Annotated in this window: 14 protein-coding genes and 1 tRNA gene; 9 read left to right on the forward strand and 6 right to left on the reverse strand. The window is 69.8% G+C overall.

Annotated elements, in window-relative coordinates; all coding sequences use genetic code 11:
• Positions 1-7: 7 nt before the first annotated feature.
• A complete protein-coding gene (locus PGN23_RS08340) occupies positions 8-1,453 on the forward strand; it encodes an FAD-binding oxidoreductase (protein WP_335302429.1) in 1,446 nt (481 codons plus the stop codon).
• Positions 1,454-1,534: 81 nt separating this feature from the next.
• Positions 1,535-2,299, forward strand: coding sequence for a SapC family protein (locus tag PGN23_RS08345; protein ID WP_335302430.1), 765 nt, complete (start codon positions 1,535-1,537; stop codon positions 2,297-2,299).
• A gap of 442 nt (positions 2,300-2,741) precedes the next feature.
• On the opposite strand, the gene PGN23_RS08350 is transcribed toward PGN23_RS08345, so the two are convergent.
• Positions 2,742-3,581 carry an N-formylglutamate amidohydrolase gene (locus tag PGN23_RS08350; RefSeq protein WP_335302431.1) on the reverse strand — a complete coding sequence of 280 codons (840 nt, stop codon included), beginning with the start codon at positions 3,579-3,581 and terminating at the stop codon, positions 2,742-2,744.
• 170 nt (positions 3,582-3,751) lie between these two features.
• Here PGN23_RS08350 and cpdR point away from each other — a divergent pair, with 170 nt between their 5' ends.
• Both cpdR and PGN23_RS08360 read left to right on the forward strand, forming a co-directional pair.
• Positions 3,752-4,129, forward strand: coding sequence for a cell cycle two-component system response regulator CpdR (cpdR, locus tag PGN23_RS08355; RefSeq protein ID WP_335304552.1), 378 nt, complete (start codon positions 3,752-3,754; stop codon positions 4,127-4,129).
• A gap of 72 nt (positions 4,130-4,201) precedes the next feature.
• Positions 4,202-4,276, forward strand: a tRNA-Val gene (locus PGN23_RS08360).
• A gap of 46 nt (positions 4,277-4,322) precedes the next feature.
• Here the strand turns inward: PGN23_RS08360 and PGN23_RS08365 are convergent.
• Together PGN23_RS08365 and PGN23_RS08370 are read right to left on the reverse strand one after the other, a co-directional pair.
• On the reverse strand, positions 4,323-4,727 hold the full coding sequence (locus PGN23_RS08365) for a GFA family protein (protein ID WP_335302432.1): 405 nt from the start codon (positions 4,725-4,727) through the stop codon (positions 4,323-4,325).
• A gap of 44 nt (positions 4,728-4,771) precedes the next feature.
• Positions 4,772-5,191: a DUF2147 domain-containing protein gene (locus PGN23_RS08370; RefSeq protein ID WP_335302433.1), complete on the reverse strand. Its 420-nt coding sequence runs from the start codon at positions 5,189-5,191 to the stop codon at positions 4,772-4,774.
• A gap of 106 nt (positions 5,192-5,297) precedes the next feature.
• On the opposite strand from PGN23_RS08370, the gene PGN23_RS08375 reads away from it, so the two are divergent.
• Together PGN23_RS08375 and PGN23_RS08380 are read left to right on the forward strand one after the other, a co-directional pair.
• Positions 5,298-6,599 (forward strand): Nramp family divalent metal transporter, encoded by a 1,302-nt coding sequence (locus PGN23_RS08375; protein ID WP_335302434.1) that lies wholly within the window; start codon positions 5,298-5,300, stop codon positions 6,597-6,599.
• Between the two features lie 137 nt (positions 6,600-6,736).
• Positions 6,737-7,144 (forward strand): hypothetical protein, encoded by a 408-nt coding sequence (locus PGN23_RS08380; RefSeq protein ID WP_335302435.1) that lies wholly within the window; start codon positions 6,737-6,739, stop codon positions 7,142-7,144.
• On the opposite strand, the gene PGN23_RS08385 is transcribed toward PGN23_RS08380, so the two are convergent.
• Complete coding sequence (locus PGN23_RS08385; protein WP_335302436.1) at positions 7,132-7,833, reverse strand: hypothetical protein; 702 nt, start codon at positions 7,831-7,833, stop codon at positions 7,132-7,134. The genes PGN23_RS08380 and PGN23_RS08385 overlap by 13 nt on opposite strands.
• 5 nt (positions 7,834-7,838) lie before the next feature.
• Positions 7,839-9,047 (reverse strand): toxic anion resistance protein, encoded by a 1,209-nt coding sequence (locus PGN23_RS08390; protein ID WP_335302437.1) that lies wholly within the window; start codon positions 9,045-9,047, stop codon positions 7,839-7,841.
• Between the two features lie 173 nt (positions 9,048-9,220).
• Here PGN23_RS08390 and PGN23_RS08395 point away from each other — a divergent pair, with 173 nt between their 5' ends.
• Positions 9,221-11,617: a TonB-dependent receptor gene (locus PGN23_RS08395; RefSeq protein ID WP_335302438.1), complete on the forward strand. Its 2,397-nt coding sequence runs from the start codon at positions 9,221-9,223 to the stop codon at positions 11,615-11,617.
• A 159-nt stretch (positions 11,618-11,776) separates the two neighbouring features.
• Positions 11,777-13,597, forward strand: a complete 1,821-nt coding sequence (gene typA / locus PGN23_RS08400) for a translational GTPase TypA (RefSeq protein ID WP_335302439.1) — start codon at positions 11,777-11,779, stop codon at positions 13,595-13,597.
• Between the two features lie 1,370 nt (positions 13,598-14,967).
• Here typA and PGN23_RS08405 read toward each other — a convergent pair.
• The gene (locus PGN23_RS08405) at positions 14,968-15,687 is read right to left on the reverse strand and encodes an NlpC/P60 family protein (protein ID WP_335302440.1); all 720 of its coding nucleotides are present in this window, start codon (positions 15,685-15,687) and stop codon (positions 14,968-14,970) included.
• Positions 15,688-15,960: 273 nt separating this feature from the next.
• Here PGN23_RS08405 and PGN23_RS08410 point away from each other — a divergent pair, with 273 nt between their 5' ends.
• Positions 15,961-16,704 (forward strand): HAD family hydrolase, encoded by a 744-nt coding sequence (locus PGN23_RS08410; protein ID WP_335302441.1) that lies wholly within the window; start codon positions 15,961-15,963, stop codon positions 16,702-16,704.
• Positions 16,705-16,923: the final 219 nt, after the last annotated feature.

The following is a 16,923-nucleotide window of genomic DNA, read 5'->3' on the forward strand; positions in this document are numbered from 1 at the left end:
CACCGCGATGACACCGGCGCTCTCCCGCCTCGCCGATCGCCTCGCCGCGCACCTTCCCGCCGCCGCGATCGTCACCGACCGCGAAACGATCGCCCCTTGGGAGACCGACTGGCGCCGGCGCTATCACGGCCACGCCCCGCTGATGCTCGCCCCGCGCGACGTCGCGCAGGTGCGGGCGATCGTCGCCCTGGCGCGCGAAGAGGGCGCGCCGCTGGTGCCGCAGGGCGGCAACAGCTCGATGGTTGGCGGCGCCACCCCGCCGGCGGACGGCAGCGCCGCGATCCTGTCGCTGCGCGCGCTGAACCGCATCCGCTCGCTCGACCCAGCCGCCGGGCTGGCGGTGGCGGAGGCGGGGGTGATCCTCGCGACGCTCCACGATGCGGCGCTGGCGCAGGGGCGGCGCTTTCCGCTGTCGCTGGGGGCGAAGGGATCGGCGACGATCGGCGGGCTCGTCTCGACCAACGCCGGCGGGGTGCAGGTGCTGCGCTTCGGCACGATGCGCGGGCTGGTCGCCGGGGTGGAGGCCGTGCTGCCCGACGGATCGCTCTACGACGGGCTGTCGGCGCTGCGGAAGGACAATCGCGGCTACGACCTGACGCAGCTGCTGATCGGGGCGGAGGGGACGCTCGGCATCGTCACCGCCGCGACGCTGCGGCTGGTGCCGGCGGTCGGCGCGCGGACGGTCGCCTGGGCGGGCGTCGCCTCGCCCGATGCCGCGATGGCGCTGCTCCACCGTTTTCAGGCGCGCGCGCCGGGGCTGGAGAGCTTCGAGCTGCTGCCCTCCGAATCGCTGGACGCGGTGCTGCGCTACCTGCCCGGTGCGCGCGCGCCGGTCGCGGGGGCGTATCCCTGGCACGTCCTGCTGGAGGTCACCGCCGCGCCGGGCGAGGCGGACCCCCACGCGCTGGTCGAGCAGCTGCTGGCGGACGGCTTCGCGGCGGGGGAGGCGGCGGACGCCACCATCGCGGCGAGCGAGGCACAGGCGGGGGCGTTCTGGCGCCTGCGCGAATCGATCTCCGATGCGGAGCGCGCCACCGGCCCGGCGGCGCAGCACGACATCTCGGTCCCGCCCGCGACCATGCCGCGCTTCATGATCGAGGCGGCGGCGGCGTGCGAGGCGCGCTTCCCCGGCACCCATGCCTCGGGCTTCGGGCATCTGGGCGACGGCAACGTGCATTTCCACGTCCGCGCCGCCCCCGGCACCGACCCCGCGCACTGGTATGCCGAACAGGTGCCCGTCGTCTCGCGCTTCGTCCACGATCTGGTCGTCGCCGCCGGGGGATCGATTTCCGCCGAGCACGGCATCGGCCAGATGAAGCTGCGCGAGCTGGAGCGGCTCGCCTCGCCCGCCCGGCTGGCGGCGCTGCGCGCGATCAAGCAGGCGTTCGATCCGGGGGAGCTGTTCAATCCGGGGAAGCTCGTGACGCTTGCGCCCGGCCACGCCACGCAATAGGCCCGGCGACCGTCCGGGCAGCGACAGGACGCGACGCGCCCGCCAGAGACACGATCCACCACGTCCGGTACGGAGATTACCATGGCCAGCGCGCCGCAGCTTCCGATTTTCTACAACGGCCTCGAGCCGCTTTCGAGCGAGACCCACGCCAATTACAAGGTGCGCCCCGCCAACACCGCGCCGTTCCTGGCGGGCCAGCATGCGATCCCGGTCACGGTCGAGGAATTCCCGCTGATCCAGCGCTACATGCCGATCGTCTTCTCGGCCGGTGACGATCCCGTGCCGATCGCGCTGATGGGCCTGAACGAGGGCGTCAACGTCTTCGTCGATGCCGGCGGCGCGCTGGTCGACGACAACGTCTACATCCCCGCCTATGTCCGCCGCTATCCCTACATGCTGGCGCGGCTGCGCCCGGATGCGGAGGAACTGTCGCTCTGCTTCGACCCCACCTCGCCCACGATCGGCGATTTCGAGGATGGCGAGCCGCTGTTCGCCGATGGCCAGCCCAGCGAGCTAACCCGCAACATCCTGCAATTCAACGAGAATTTCGAGCAGGCCGCGGCCCGCACCAACCAGTTCATGACCGAGATCCGCGAAATGGGTCTGTTGATGGACGGCGAGGTGACGATCCAGCAGGAGGGCAACGACCAGCCCTTCGTCTACCGCGGCTTCCAGATGGTGGACGAGGCGAAGCTGACCGACCTGCGCGGCGACCAGCTGCGCAAGATGTCGCAGTCGGGGATGCTGCCGCTGCTGTATGCGCACCTGTTCTCGCTGTCGCTGATGCGCGAGATTTTCGCGCGCCAGGTCCGCGCCGGCCAGATGCCCGCGCCGATGCCGATGTGATCCCGCGGGGGGGGGCATCGTCTCCTCCCCCGTACGCGTCACCCGGGGCGTGTTCGAGACATCTGCGAAATTCAGTTCCTTGTTCCCCGGCGAAGGCCGGGGTCCAGTTGGGGAACGGTGCTAATAGCCGGAAAGCCCACGCCAACTGGGCCCCGGCCTTCGCCGGGGATCGGCGAAATTGTCGAGCGATCCACGACTTTCGCAGAGGCCCGGTCAGGCCCGGGGTGACGAAGGGCGGGCCAGGCCACACCGTTCGCCGCCCCTTACCAACATTTCATCGTCGCGCGTGGACGGGGCCTTGCAACCCTTCGCGGGGTTCCTATGTTGGTGGCGTACGGTTTCGTGTCCCCCCTTTCGCGAGACCGTATGACACGCCTCTGGCGTGTCTCCTCCCTGAACCTCGGCCACCGCGTGCTTTCGCACGCGGTGGTTTTTTTGGTCGCTATTCCGCCGCCTGCTGGACGGGGGGAAGGCCGGCGAAGGCCTCGTCGGTCAGCGCGGCGATCATCGCGCGCACCAGCCGGATCACCGCGGCCATCCCCGGACCCGGCGCATCCAGCGCGCGGTCGAGGTACAGCGAGCGGTCGATCTCCAGCTGGATGCCGTGCACCCCGCGGCGCGGATCGGCATGGCGCTCCAGGATATGCCCGCCGGCATAGGGGGTGTTGATCGCATAGCCGATGCCGTGGGTGCGCGTCTCCTGCTCCAGCCGGCGGACGAAGCGCTGCGCCGCGGCGCGGCCGAAGCGGTCGCCGATCACCACGCGCGCCGCATTCCCCGCGATCGGCGGCATCGAATGCACGTCGAAGAGCACCGCCACCCCGAACCGCGCCCGCGTCCGCTCCAGCACGGCGGCGAGCGCGTCGTGATAGGGGCGGTGGTCGCTCGCGATCCGCTCCTCCACCTCGCCCCCGGCGAGCCGCCGCGACCACAAGTCGCCCGCCGCCGCGGTGCGCCTGGGGATCAGCCCCAGCCCGGCGCGCACCTTCGCGGTCAGCGGCAGCCCGCGCGCGCCGTCATCGATCAGCGGGTCGCGTTCATGCTCGCCGCGGTTCAGGTCGATCCAGGCGCGCGGCCGCGTCTGGATCAGCGCGGCCTCCCGTCCCCGTGCGGCCAGCGCGATCGCATCGACATGGCGGTCCTCCAGCGTGCGCAGGCTGGCCGGCGGCGCGCGCAGCGCGTCGTGCAGCGCGGGGGGGTAATCGCGCCCGGCGTGGGGAACCGACAGGACGACCGGGCTTTGCGGATCATCGGCACCGAGGAGGACGAACGAATCCGGCATCGTGCGCCAGCCTATGGGACGTATCGCGCAGGGGCAACCGCCCGCCGCACGACGGGCCGATGGCGGCTGTCTGGTTAACGTGTCGCTATGCTACGCTCGTTCACCATTTCCGCTGGTGGAAAGTTCAACGCAGGCAGGGCATAGGCATGGCGACGGGAGTAAGCGACGACATGATACGTATTCTGCTGGCCGAGGATGATTCCGTGATGCGCGAGTATCTGACGCGCGCGCTGGAGCGATCGGGCTATGCGGTCACCGCGGTGGATCGCGGCACCGCGGCGCTGCCGCTGATCGAGACGGAGCAGTTCGACCTGCTGCTGACCGACATCGTCATGCCGGAGATGGACGGCATCGAACTGGCGCAGAAGGCGCAGGAGATCGCGCCGGGGATGCGCGTGATGTTCATCACCGGCTTCGCCGCGGTGACGCTGAAGGCGGGCAGCGCGATGCCGCAGGCGCGCGTCCTGTCGAAGCCGTTCCACCTGCGCGACCTGGTGCTGGAGGTCGACCGCCTGTTCGACGTCGGCACCGCGAACGAGTTCATCTGAAAAAACGCGTCGCGGACGGCGGAATAGCGCTTGCGCCCCCCGCCAACCCCCGCTAGACGCGCCTCCTCCGGCGGGCGTGTAGCTCAGTGGTAGAGCACTGTGTTGACATCGCAGGGGTCGCAAGTTCAATCCTTGCCACGCCCACCACTTCCAAAAACCCCACCTTCCCATCCGGGCCGGTGGGGTTTTTTCGTCAGCCCGCATTCGCCTCGAACTGCGGCACGCCGTCCGGCACCGCGACCCACGCCACCTTCGACCGCGTGAACACGTGCAGCGCGGGCGCATAGGGGTCGGGATCGTCCAGCGTGCCTGCCTTCACCGCGGCGATGCCGGGGCTGGCGTCGATCAGCGACCGGATCGGGGAGCCGCAGGTGCCGCAGAACTCGCGCTGCACGCCCGCGCCGCTGGTCGTGTCGCGATCGGTGAAGCGCGACAGGGCGCCCTCCACCGTCATCGCCGCGATCGGCACGATCAGGTTGACCGAAAAGGTGCCGCCCGACTGCCGGCGGCACCGCGTGCAATGGCAGGCGGCGACCGTCATCGGCTCGCCCTCGATCCGGTAGCGCACGCCACCGCAATTGCATCCGCCCTCGATCATGCCCGCTCTCCTCGTTCGTTGACGCGAGCGGGCAGGGTGGGCGATCAGCGCGCCGGGGTCCAGCGCTGTGTCTGGCAGAAGAAGGCGATGCACCCCTTCACCGTCAGCGATCCGTCGCCCTCGCGCACCACGATCGACTTGTAGGTCTTGCCGTTGCGCGGATCGTAAATCTGCCCGCGCCAGTCCTTCCCCTTGTCCACGAAGCCCGACAGGATCGGCATGCCCAGGACCGGGCGCGAGCGCAGCGCCGGGTCGCTGTTGTTGACGTCGGTCTTGGGCGCGCCCGGCGTCGCCTTCAGGATCGTGACCAGCCGTCCGCAGACCGTCGCGCCACAGGGCCCCACCTGGATCACGCCCGATCCGTCGGCGGTGACATAGCGTCCCGCGATCGGCGTGGCGGCGCTGGCGGGAAGGGCCGCGAGACAGATCGCGAGCAGGGCGGCGGGGGCGAGGATATGACGCATGCCGGCAAGGATGCGGTGGCTGCGCCGGGCGCGCAAGCCGCTTCATTGTAAGCAATCGCGACAGCGCGGTTGAACTCGCCCGCCCGCTCCCGCATGCAGGCGCGTGATGACCGCCGGCACCCGTTCGCTCGAAGACAGTTTCGCCACCGTCCCCGTGCCGCAGGGCGCCGGCTTCTGGCGTCGCCTCGCCGCCTTCGTCGGCCCGGGATGGCTGGTGGCGGTCGGCTATATGGACCCGGGCAACTGGGCGACCGACATCGCGGGGGGCTCCGCCTTCGGCTATGCGCTGCTCAGCGTGGTGCTGCTGTCGAACCTGATGGCGATCATCCTGCAATCGCTGTCCGCGCGGCTGGGGATCGGCGCGGGGCTGGACCTGGCGCAGGCATGCCGCCGCCGCACCTCGCGCCCGGTGGCGATCGTGCTGTGGGTGCTGGCTGAGGTGGCGATCGTCGCCTGCGACCTGGCGGAGGTGCTGGGCACCGCGATCGCGCTCAAGCTGCTGTTCGGGCTGCCGCTGGTATGGGGTGTCGTCATCACCGGGCTGGACGTGTTCCTGATCCTCGCGCTCCAGCGGTTCGGCTTCCGCCGGCTGGAGGCGTTCATCGCCAGCCTGCTGCTCATCATCGCGGGATGTTTCGCGCTGGAGCTGTTCTGGGCCGGGCCCGACTGGGCGGCGGCGGCGGGGGGTCTGGTGCCGCGCGCGGAGATCGTGACGAACCCGGCGATGCTCTACATCGCGATCGGCATCCTGGGGGCGACCGTGATGCCGCACAACCTGTACCTGCATTCGTCGATCGTCCAGACCCGCGCCTATGGCAGCAGCGAGGCGCAGCGGCGCGACGCGCTGAAGCTGGCGACGATCGATTCGACCGTCGCGCTGGGGCTGGCCTTCTTCATCAACGCCGCGATCCTGGTGCTGGCGGCGGCGACGTTCCACACCGCGGGGCGCACCGACATCGCCGAGATCGAGGATGCGCACCGCCTGCTCGCGCCGATGCTGGGCGTGGGCGCAGCGAGCGCGGTGTTCGCGATCGCGCTGCTCGCCAGCGGGCAGAATTCGACCGTCACCGGCACGCTGGCGGGACAGATCGTGATGGAGGGGTTCCTCGACATCCGGCTGCCGGTGTGGCTGCGCCGGCTGGTGACGCGCGGGATCGCGATCGTCCCCGCTGTCCTCGTCGTCGCGGCGAGCGGCGATCGCGGCGCCACCGACCTGCTGGTGCTGAGCCAGGTGGTGCTCAGCCTGCAACTGCCCTTCGCGGTCATCCCGCTGGTCGCCTTCACCGCCAGTCGCGGGCTGATGGGCGCCTTCGCGGCGCCGCGATGGCTCGTCGTCCTGGCCTGGGCGATCACCGCGATCATCGTCGCGCTCAACGGCTATCTGATCCGCGGCTATATCGCCGGCTAGGTTCGGGTCGTCGCTGCGGGCGCGGCCCGTCGGCGGCGCGCGGGCGGCGATACGGCCCGTTCGGTGGCTATCGTCGCGGTCGATACCTGCTACACCATGCCGAGCGAGGTCGCGGCCGCGGCCCCCCGGAGAGAGAGATGACGAAGACGATCGTTGAGGATCCCTATTACTCGATCGTCGTCGATGCCCGCCAGCGCCTGGTGGTGACGACGCCGCGCGGATTATGGGACTTTGCGATCGCGGCGCGCTTCCTGGTCGCGCAGGTGGCGGCGCTCGACATATTGCCGCGATACGGCTGCCCGCTGGGGCAGCAGGTCACGTTGATCGACTGTTCGGAGTGGATCGTGCAACCGCAGCAGATCGCGACGATGATGGGCGGGATGCTCGCCGACCCCCGGCTGGCGTCGCGCCGGATCGCCATCCTGGCCCCCGCGCCGCTGCTGGCGATGCAAGCGCGTCGCGTGGCGGGCGGCCAGCGATTCTTCGCCGATCGTGCGGAGGCGCTGGCCTGGCTGCTGGCGCCGGAGGACGATCAGTCGCCCTGATATTTGATTTCCAGGAAGCGCCCGCGCGTCTCCAGCGCGTCCAGATCGCCCTGCGCCAGCCGCTCGCTCATCTCGCCCACTTCGCGTTCGATCACGCCCAGCCCGTCGACCAGCTGCTGGTCGGGCGTCTTGCCGTTGCGCGGGGTGGTGCGCAGGTCGGCGGGCACGCGCTGATAGTCGCGGACGAAATCGGGCAGCTGCTCGCCGACCAGCCGCCGCACCTCCGCCGCCGCGGGGCTGCTCTCGTCCAGCGCGGCCAGCTGAACGCCCAGCGTATCGAGCCGGCGGTCGAGCCGGTCGAGCACGTTCAGCGCCGGGGCGGGCAGCGCGGGCCGCTGCGCCTCCAGCCAGCGCGCCGTCTGCATCGGCAACGCCTTCAGCTCGGCGCGCGCGATCCGCTCGGGCGTGGGCACCGGCGTCGCGGGCGCGAATGCGATCAGCAGCGTGACCGCCAGCATCAGCAGCATCACCGCCAGCGCGCCGAACATGCCCAGCGGCATGACGACGCCGCCCACGATCGCCGCCACCAGCAGGATCGCGGCATTGGCGACCGCGATCGCCGCGACCCGCGCCTTCACCCCGCCCCGCCCGCGCCGGGGCTTGCGCGCCAGCGGGATGAGCGCGTCGCCGCGCCGTCGTGCCGCGGCGGCACGGGCGTGCGCGATCGTCTCGTCGACATCCGTCCCCATGCCCGTCACAGCGACTCCAGCCGGAACTGGTCGGCCGGGCCGGACACCGCATTCTGCGTCGCGCCCTCCGCGCGGGCGATATAGCCGCGCGACTTCTCCACCTCGTTGCCCAGCGTGTCGACCGTCGCCTTCATGCTGTCGAGCGCCTTCAGCTTGAACGTGTCGATTGCGTCCATCGTGTCGTAGATGTTCTGGAACGCGCGTTGCAGCGTCTCCAGCGGGATCGTCGCGGCGGCGGCCTGCTCGTGGATCTGCGCGGTGTTCTGGCGCAGCAGCTTGCCGGTCGAATCGATGATGTTCGCGGTCGTCGTGTTCAGCTGCGTGATCTGCTCCAGCACCAGCTTCTGGTTGGTCAGCGCCTGCGCCACCGTCACCGCGGTGCGCAGCGCGGCGACCGTCGTCGTGCTGGCGCGGTCGACGCCCTTCACCAGTTCGACGTTGTTCTTCTTGACCAGGTCCAGCGCCAGATAGCCCTGCACCGTCACCGCCATCTGCGTCAGCAGGTCCTGCGTGCGCTGGCGGGTGTAGAACAGCGCGGTCTCGCGGATCGCCTTGGCCTTGGCGGGGTCGCTGTGGTCCAGCTCGCTGGCCTTGTCCTCCAGCCGCGCGTCCATCGTGCGCGACAGATGGATCATCTGCTCCAGCCGCCCCATCGCGGTCCACAGGTTCGCGCGCTCGGTATCGATCGCGGCATTGTCCATCAGCAGCTCGTCCTTGCCCGACGACAGGCTCTTCAGGATCGAGGCGATATGCGTCTGGCTCGACTTGTAGCCGTCGAAGTAATTCCGCATCCTGTTGCCGAACGGCAGGATGCCGAACAGCTTCTGCGGCGCGGTCAGGTTGCCCTTCCGGCCGGGGTCCAGATCCTCGACCACGCGGCGCAGCTCGGCCAGGTCCTTGCCGACGCCCGTCTCCTGATCCATCGCCTTGACCGGGCGATCGAGGAAGCGGTTGGACTGGCCCGCGGCGTCGCGGATCTCCTTCTGCCCCATCGCGGTGATCGCATCGACGCGCTTGCCGAAATCGGGGCTGTTGACGTCCTGCGCGATCAGCTCGTCGACGAACTGGTCGACGCGCTTTTCCAGCTCGCTCTTCGTGCCGCTGTCGACCGGCACCAGCCCGGCGGCCTTTTCCGCGGCCAGCTGCGGCACGGGGGCGGGGGGCGTGAGCACCAGCGCCGGTTCTGCGGTCGCGGTCTCGGGAGTGGAGGCCATCGTCATCATCCTTCGGTTGCGAAGCGCACGTGCCCTGTTTCCACCACGCGCGTCCGCCGATCAACTGTGTTGCCGATGTAAGACGGCGCGGGCGCGAAGTCGAGAGCGACACGGATGTGTCATCAACCGTCGCTAGCGCGCCGATAACGTTCGATAACAAAGGGGAAAAATTCATGTCGCGCTTCATCCGCGGCAGCGTCGTCGCGCTGCTGTCGCTCGCCGTGTCCACGCCCGTGCTGGCGCAGGCGATGGTCCAGCCGCAGGGGCCGGCGGCGGGGGCCCCGGACGACATCATCGTCACCGCGCAGAAGACCGAGCAGCGGATCGAGGACGTGCCGCTCACCGTCAGCGCGGTGACCGGGCGCCGCATGGCCGACATCGGCGTCAACTCGCTGGCGGAGGTGGCGATGTACGTCCCCGGCCTGCGCATCCAGGAGCAGAGCGCGAACAACCCGGGCTTCGTCATCCGCGGCATCACCTCCGACAGCGGCTCGGCGCAGCAGGGCGCGCGCGTCACGCTCTATTACAACGGCGTCGACATCTCGCGCTCGCGCGGCGCGTATCAGGACCTCTACGACGTCGAGCGGGTCGAGGTGGTGAAGGGGCCGCAGGCGACGCTGTTCGGCACCGCCGCGGCGATCGGCGCGGTATCGATCATCTCCGCCAGGCCGCAGCCGGGTTTCTCGGACGCGATCCAGGCGTCCTACGGCAATTACGACCGCGCGCAGGTGTCGGGCTTCGTCAACGCCGGCAACGACACGATCGCTGCGCGCCTCGCCTTCGGCGTCAAGTACCGCGACGGCTATGTCCGCAACATCGCCGGCGATCCGAACGTCCCCAACCAGAACCAGGGCCGCGTCGACCAGGACGATCTCTACGGCCAGAAGCAGGCCGGCGCGCGGCTGTCGCTACGCTACGTGCCGACCGATGCGGTCACCGCCGACCTCGTCCTCACCTACGACGGCCAGCGCAACACCGGCACCCCGTTCAAGAGCCGCGCCTTCGCCCCCACCGGCGGGCAGACCGGCGACTTCGGCGATGCCGAACTGTCGGGCTCGCCGTTCAGCCGAGAGGTGCTGGGCCGCCGCAAGCTGGGGCTGACGCGCGACGTCTATGATGCGAACCTGACCGTCTCGGTCGATCTCGCGCCCGGCGTCACCTTCACCACCGTCAACGGCTATCGCCGCTTCGACAGCCTGGAGGTGTTCGACGCCGACGGCGGTCCCGCCTGGTATCTCGAATTCGCGGAGGACGCGCGCGGCGACCAGTGGAGCCACGAGGGCCGCTTCAATGTCGAGGGCGACCGCGCGCGCGCCGCGTTCGGCTGGAACGGCTTCTTCGAGAACGGCGTCCAGCGCGTGCCCTTCTCGACCGAGGAGGGGACGTATCTCGCCTGTTCCGTCTCCGCCGCCTTCGCGCCGATCCGCGCGGCGCTGAACGGTGCGGGCATCCCCACCGGCACCGCCTGCGTCGCCGCCAACGGCACCATTCCGGCGACGCGCGCCACCGCGATCCTGACGCGCGGCGCGGCGACGCAGCTGCCCTATGCCTCGGTCTTCGCCAACGACGGCCGCAACGCCGCCTATTCGGTCTTCGCGGATGCCACCTTCCTGCCGACCCCGCGCGTCGAGCTGACCGCGGGCGCGCGCGTCCTGATCGAGAAGCGCCGCTCGGGCTATGTCAACGACCAGCCCAATTCGCGCATCCTGGCGGGGCTGGGGATCGCCACCAGCCTGCTCGGCACCCCCAACACCAACAACGTCCGCTACGTCGCGCAGCAAAGCTATTCCGCGGTCCTGCCGCGCTTCAACGCGCTGTTCCGCATGACCGATGCGCTCAATCTCTACGCCACCGTGTCGAAGGGTCGCCGCTCGCCGGTGGTGCAGCTCGACGCGCAGACCGTCGCCGGCTCCGTCGTCCCGCGCCTCCAGCTGGTGCCGGAGGAGAACGTCTGGAACTACGAGGCCGGCATCAAGGTCGCGACCGCCACGCTGACCGGCGCCATCTCCGCCTTCTATCAGTCGTACAAGGGCTTCCAGGTGTCGGTGCAGAACGGCGACGGCACCAGCACGACGCGCAGCGCCGGCGCGGCGTCCAACCCCGGGGTTGAGCTGGAGGCGACGTGGCGCCCGGTCCGTGCGCTCCAGCTGTTCGGCGCCTTCGCCTTCATCGACGGCAAGATCGACCGCAACGCCGCGCTGGCCGCCACCTTCTCGGGCGCGCGCTTCCGGCTCCAGCCGAAATATACCGCCTCGGGCGGCGCGACGCTGCGGCTGCCGGTGGGGGAGGGGGCGACCTTCTACGCCACGCCGTCCGCCACCTATCAGAGCAAGGTGTTCTTCGAATTGCCCAACAGCGAGGCGATCAGCCAAAGCGGCTACACGCTCGTCAACCTGCGCGCGGGCGTCGAGCTGGCGCAGGGGCGCTACACGATCGGCGGCTTCGCGCGGAACCTGACGGACAGGCGCTACCTGCTCGACGCGGGCAACACCGGCGGCGGCTTCGGCGTGCCGACCTATATCGCGGGCGAGCCGCGCTTCTACGGCGTGGAGGTGTCGGCGCGGTACTGAACCAAGCCCACCACCGTCACCCCGGATCACGTCCGGGGTGACGGGCCAGCCCCCACGCTGCACCCGCGAACACGCCGCACTGGCGCGGCGCGCAACTTTCCGCTATGCGCGCCCCCGAACAGCGCCTGCGCCAACCGCGGGCCACCCTCAGGAACCCGTATGAACCTGCGCAACATCGCCATCATCGCGCACGTCGATCATGGCAAGACGACCCTCGTCGACCAGCTTTTCCGCCAGTCCGGCACGTTCCGCGACAACCAGCGCGTCGAGGAGCGCGCGATGGATTCGAACGATCTGGAAAAGGAGCGCGGGATCACGATCCTCGCCAAGCCGACCTCGATCGAGTGGGAAGGCACGCGGATCAACATCGTCGATACCCCCGGCCACGCCGATTTCGGCGGCGAGGTGGAGCGTATCCTCTCGATGGTCGACGGCGTGATCCTGCTGGTCGACGCGGCCGAGGGTGCGATGCCGCAGACGAAGTTCGTGACCGGCAAGGCGCTGGCGCTGGGGCTGCGCCCGATCGTCGTCGTCAACAAGGTCGATCGCTCCGACGCGCGCATCCAGGAGGTGCTCGACGAGGTGTTCGACCTGTTCGTCGCGCTGGAGGCCAATGACGAGCAGCTCGACTTCCCCGTCCTCTACGCCTCGGGCCGCAACGGCTACGCCTCGGAGGACATGGACCGGCGCGAGGGGACGCTGACGCCTTTGTTCCAGAAGATCGTCGACCACGTGCCGCCGCCGTCGCTCGATCAGGATGCGCCGTTCAGCTTCCTGGTCACGCTGCTCGACCGCGACAACTTCCTCGGCCGTATCCTGACCGGCCGCGTCCAGTCGGGCGTGGTGAAGCTCAACCAGCCGATCCACGCGCTCGACAACCAGGGCAATGTGATCGAAACCGGCCGCGCGTCGAAGCTGATGAGCTTCCGCGGGCTGGAGCGCGTGCCCGTCGAGGAAGCGCGCGCGGGCGACATCATTTCGCTCGCCGGCCTGACCGTCGCGACCGTTGCGAACACCATCGCCGATACCACGGTCAGCACGCCGATCCAGGCGCAGCCGATCGATCCGCCGACGCTGTCGATGCGTTTCGCGGTCAACGATTCGCCGATGGCGGGGCGTGAGGGCAGCAAGGTCACCAGCCGCATGATCCGCGACCGCCTGATGCGCGAGGCGGAGACCAACGTCGCGATCAAGGTGACCGAGGCCGCCGACCGCGACAGCTTCGAGGTCGCCGGCCGCGGCGAGCTTCAGCTGGGCGTCCTGATCGAGACGATGCGCCGCGAGGGCTTCGAGCTGGGCATCAGCCGCCCGCGCGTGCTGTTCGGCGAGGACGAGAACGGCAGGAAGACCGAGCCGTACGAAACCGTCATCATCGACGTGGACGAGGAGCATTCGGGCACGGTCGTCGAGAAGATGAACCTGCGCAAGGCGGAGATGACCGACATGCGCCCGTCGACCGGCGGCAAGACGCGCATCACCTTCTCCGCGCCGTCGCGCGGCATGATCGGCTACCACGGCGAGTTCCTCAGCGACACGCGCGGCACCGGCATCATGAACCGCCTGTTCGAGAAGTACGGCCCCCACAAGGGCAATATCGAGGGCCGCAAGAACGGCGTCCTCATCTCCAACGGCGCGGGCGAGGCGCAGGGCTATGCGCTCGGCCCGCTGGAGGATCGCGGTATCCTCTTCGTCGGCCACGGCGAGGCGCTGTACGAGGGCATGATTATCGGCGAGAACGCCAAGACGGATGACCTGGAGGTCAATCCGATGAAGGCGAAGCAGCTGACGAACTTCCGCGCCTCGGGCGGCAAGGACGATGCGATCCGCCTGACCCCGCCCAAGAAGATGACGCTGGAACAGGCGATCGCCTATATCGACGATGACGAAATGGTGGAGGTGACGCCCAAGTCGATCCGCCTGCGCAAGCGCCACCTCGACCCGCACGAGCGCAAGCGCGCGAGCCGCGCCAAGGCGGCGTAAGGCGAGGCGGCGACGCGGGCAGCTATGCTGCCCGCGAGCAATAGCCGGGCCGGCCGGCGGCGCCCCGGCGCCGTCCGACGACGCGGGCTTCGCCCGCGGCGGGCCTCCGTACGGCTGACGCCACCCCGGGGCCCGGCTTCTTCGTCAAGGCGCGCAAGGCAGCGGGACCCCGGACCAAGCCGAGACCCCTGCGAAACCCAGTTCCCCGGCGAAGGCGGGACCTTGGCAAGAGTCTCCACCGTGCTCCTGCGAAGGCAGGAGCCCAGGGTTGCCGGTCCCTACAGGCGTCGTTCTGCCTGACCCCGGGGCTCCTGCCTGCGCAGGAGCACGATCGGTACGCGGCGCTGTTGCATCCATCTTGCAAAGGCCCCGCCTTCGCCGGGGGCCAGCTGGGGGACGGTGGTAACAGACCGAAAAGCCACGCCAAATGGGCTCGGGTCTTCGCAGGGGAACGGCGACATTGTCGAGCGATCCACGACGTTCGCAGAGGTTTCGACCAAGTCCGCGGTGACGCGGCGCTGTCACCGCCCACGGCTCACCCCCGTCATGCCGGACCCGTTCCGGCATCCACCGCGCCGCAACCTTACAAGCCATTCATCGCGCCGGGCTGGACCCCGGAATCAGTGGGAGCTTGGCAAAAGTCTTCATTCCCCGGCGACGGCGGGACCTTTGCAAAAGGCTTCGTTCCCCGGCGACGGCGGGGCCTGCGCAAAACAGGTGCAACGGCATCGAGCCCACGCCGTGCTCCTGCGCAGGCAGGAGCCCATAGCCAAGCAGAACAACGCCTTATGGGACCTGCAACCCTGGGCTCCTGCCTGCGCAGGAGCACGGTGTAGCCTTTTGCAAAGGTCCCGAATCAATCCGGGTGACGATCCTTCGCAGGCTTACGAGCGGCCTTTGCCGAAGCCTCGCCGAATCCGGGCGACGCGCCTATGCACGGTCCCACGGTCCCACGGTCCCACGGTCCCACGGTCCCACGGTCCCACGGTCCCACGGTCCCACGGCCCCCGCCACGCCCGCCACGCCCGTCACCCCGGGCTTGACCCGGGGTCCCGCTTCTTCTCCATGGCGCGCAAGGTAGCGGGACCCCGGCCTTCGCGGGACCTTTGCAAGATGGATGTAGCAGCACCGCGTACCGGCCGTGCTCCTGCGCAGGCAGGAGCCCAGGGTTGCCGGTCCCTACAGGCGTCGTTCTGCCTGACCTTGGGCTCCTGCCTGCGCAGGAGCACGGTGGAGATTGTTGCGAAGGCCTCGATCAAGGCCGGGGCGACGATCCCTCACAGGTTCATGGGAGGCTCTTGCCCAAGCCCCGCCAAAACCGGGTGAAGCGCTGTTACGACCGCCCCGTCACCCCCGCCACAGCCGCCCGCCTAAGCCTCCCGCCACGACAGCGCGTCGTCCCGCGACGCCACATGGACCGCCGCCGCCGGGCGGGCGGGAACGGTCGCGGGCCATCGCGCCGTCACCAGCCGCTCGCGCGCGATCCAGGCGAGCGACACGCTGTCCGACTGGTTGCCCCCCAGGATGCGAAAATCCCCCGTCGCCTGATCCTCTCCGGCATAGAAGCCGACGTGCCCGAACGGGCTCGCCGCACCGCGCGGGCCCCCCGCGACCTCGCGCCAGAACACCATGATGGCGCCCGGCATCGGCGCTGTCGGGATACCGAACCGTTCGTAGGCGCGCGCGCGCAGCAGCCCGGCGGGCAGCGGTTCGTCGCGCAGCGTCGCGGCGATGCAATGCGCCGCGAACAGCCCGCACCAGGGCACGTCGTCGCCGGGATAATGCGCGTCCAGATCGTCGGCCCAGTCGAGGATGATCGGATTGCTCCCCGCTCCGGGGCGTTCCTTCGTCCCCAGCAGACGGCGCGCTTCCTGGAACCACACCAGCCCCGGGTCGTCGAATGCCGGCGCCGCACCCAGGAAGCCCAGCCGCTCCTGCGTCATCGGCCCCGCGATCCCGTCGACCGGGAGGCCGCTGTCGGCCTGGAACGCGCGCACCGCGGCGGCGGTCTGCGGGCCGAAGATCCCGTCGATCGGCCCGGTGCGATATCCCCGCGCCGCCAGCGCGGCCTGTATGTCCCTCATCGTCATCGTCGCTCTCCCCCGGTTCAGCCCTGTCTAGGGTGCGCTCGCGGAGGGCGTGTGTCGCGCCGTATCGCGTCCGTTTCGGATATAGGTCGCCGGCGCGAGGGGCTGTCCTACACCCGTGCGCTTCTGGTAACGGGGCGGCGCAATGACTGACCTGTCCCTCTTTGCCGTCGCGTGCTCGTCGCCGGTCGTCGCGCCGGGGGCGATTCCGGGCGTGACGTGGCGTCAACTTCGTCAACTTCCGGCGTTGGCGGGGGCGTTGGCGGTGGCGGGGCGATGACGCGACGGGCAGGGCAGGGCGTGCCGATCGATCTCATCTGCCTCGATGCCGACGACACCTTGTGGCACAACATGCGCTTCTTCGCCGCGGCGGAGGAGGCGTTCGCCGCGCTGGTCGCGCCCTATGCCGATGACGCGGCGGCGCGCGCGCGGATGCAGGCGATCGAGATCCGCAATTTGCGGCGCTACGGTTACGGCGCGAAGAGCTTCACGCTGTCGATGATCGAAACCGCGCTCGAACTCGCCGGCGACGCGCTGGCGGCGGCGGACGTGGCGCGCATCCTCGACATCGGGCGCACGCTGCTGGACCATCCGGTCGAGCTGCTCGACGGCGTCGGCGATACGCTGGAGGCGCTGGCGGGGCAGGGGCGGCTGGTGCTGGTGACGAAGGGCGACCTGCTGCATCAGGAGGTGAAGCTCGCCGCGTCGGGGCTGGGCGCGCTGTTCACCGGCGTGGAGATCGTCAGCGACAAGCGCGCCGATACCTTCGTCCGCGTGTTCCGCCGCTACGGCTGCGCGCCGGAGCGTGCGGTGATGGCGGGGGATTCGATGCGCTCCGACGTGCTCCCCGCGCTGGAGGCGGGGGCGTGGGGCGCCTACATCCCGCAGCCCGGCGCCTGGAGCCACGAGGTCGCCGCGGCCCCGACCGGGCACCCCCGCTTCCGCCAGCTGGCGCGGCTCGGCGACCTGCCGGCATGGATCGCACAGATCAAGGCGCCGGGTCGGCCACTGCGGACGTGAGCGCCCCTTGCCGTGCTCCTGCGACTATCGATCGCGCAGATCGGGTCGTCGGATCCGTCACCCCGGGATTGACCCGGAATCCCGCTTCCTCTTCCATAGGGCACGACAGCGGGACCCCGGCTCACGGCGAGACCTTCGTAAAACGGGCGCAACAGCGCCGGGCGCATGCCGTGCTCCTGCGCAGGCAGGAGCCCAGAGCCAAGCTGCACAACGCCTTAT

Source organism: Sphingomonas adhaesiva (genome assembly GCF_036946125.1).
Taxonomy (GTDB): Bacteria; Pseudomonadota; Alphaproteobacteria; order Sphingomonadales; family Sphingomonadaceae; genus Sphingomonas; species Sphingomonas adhaesiva_A.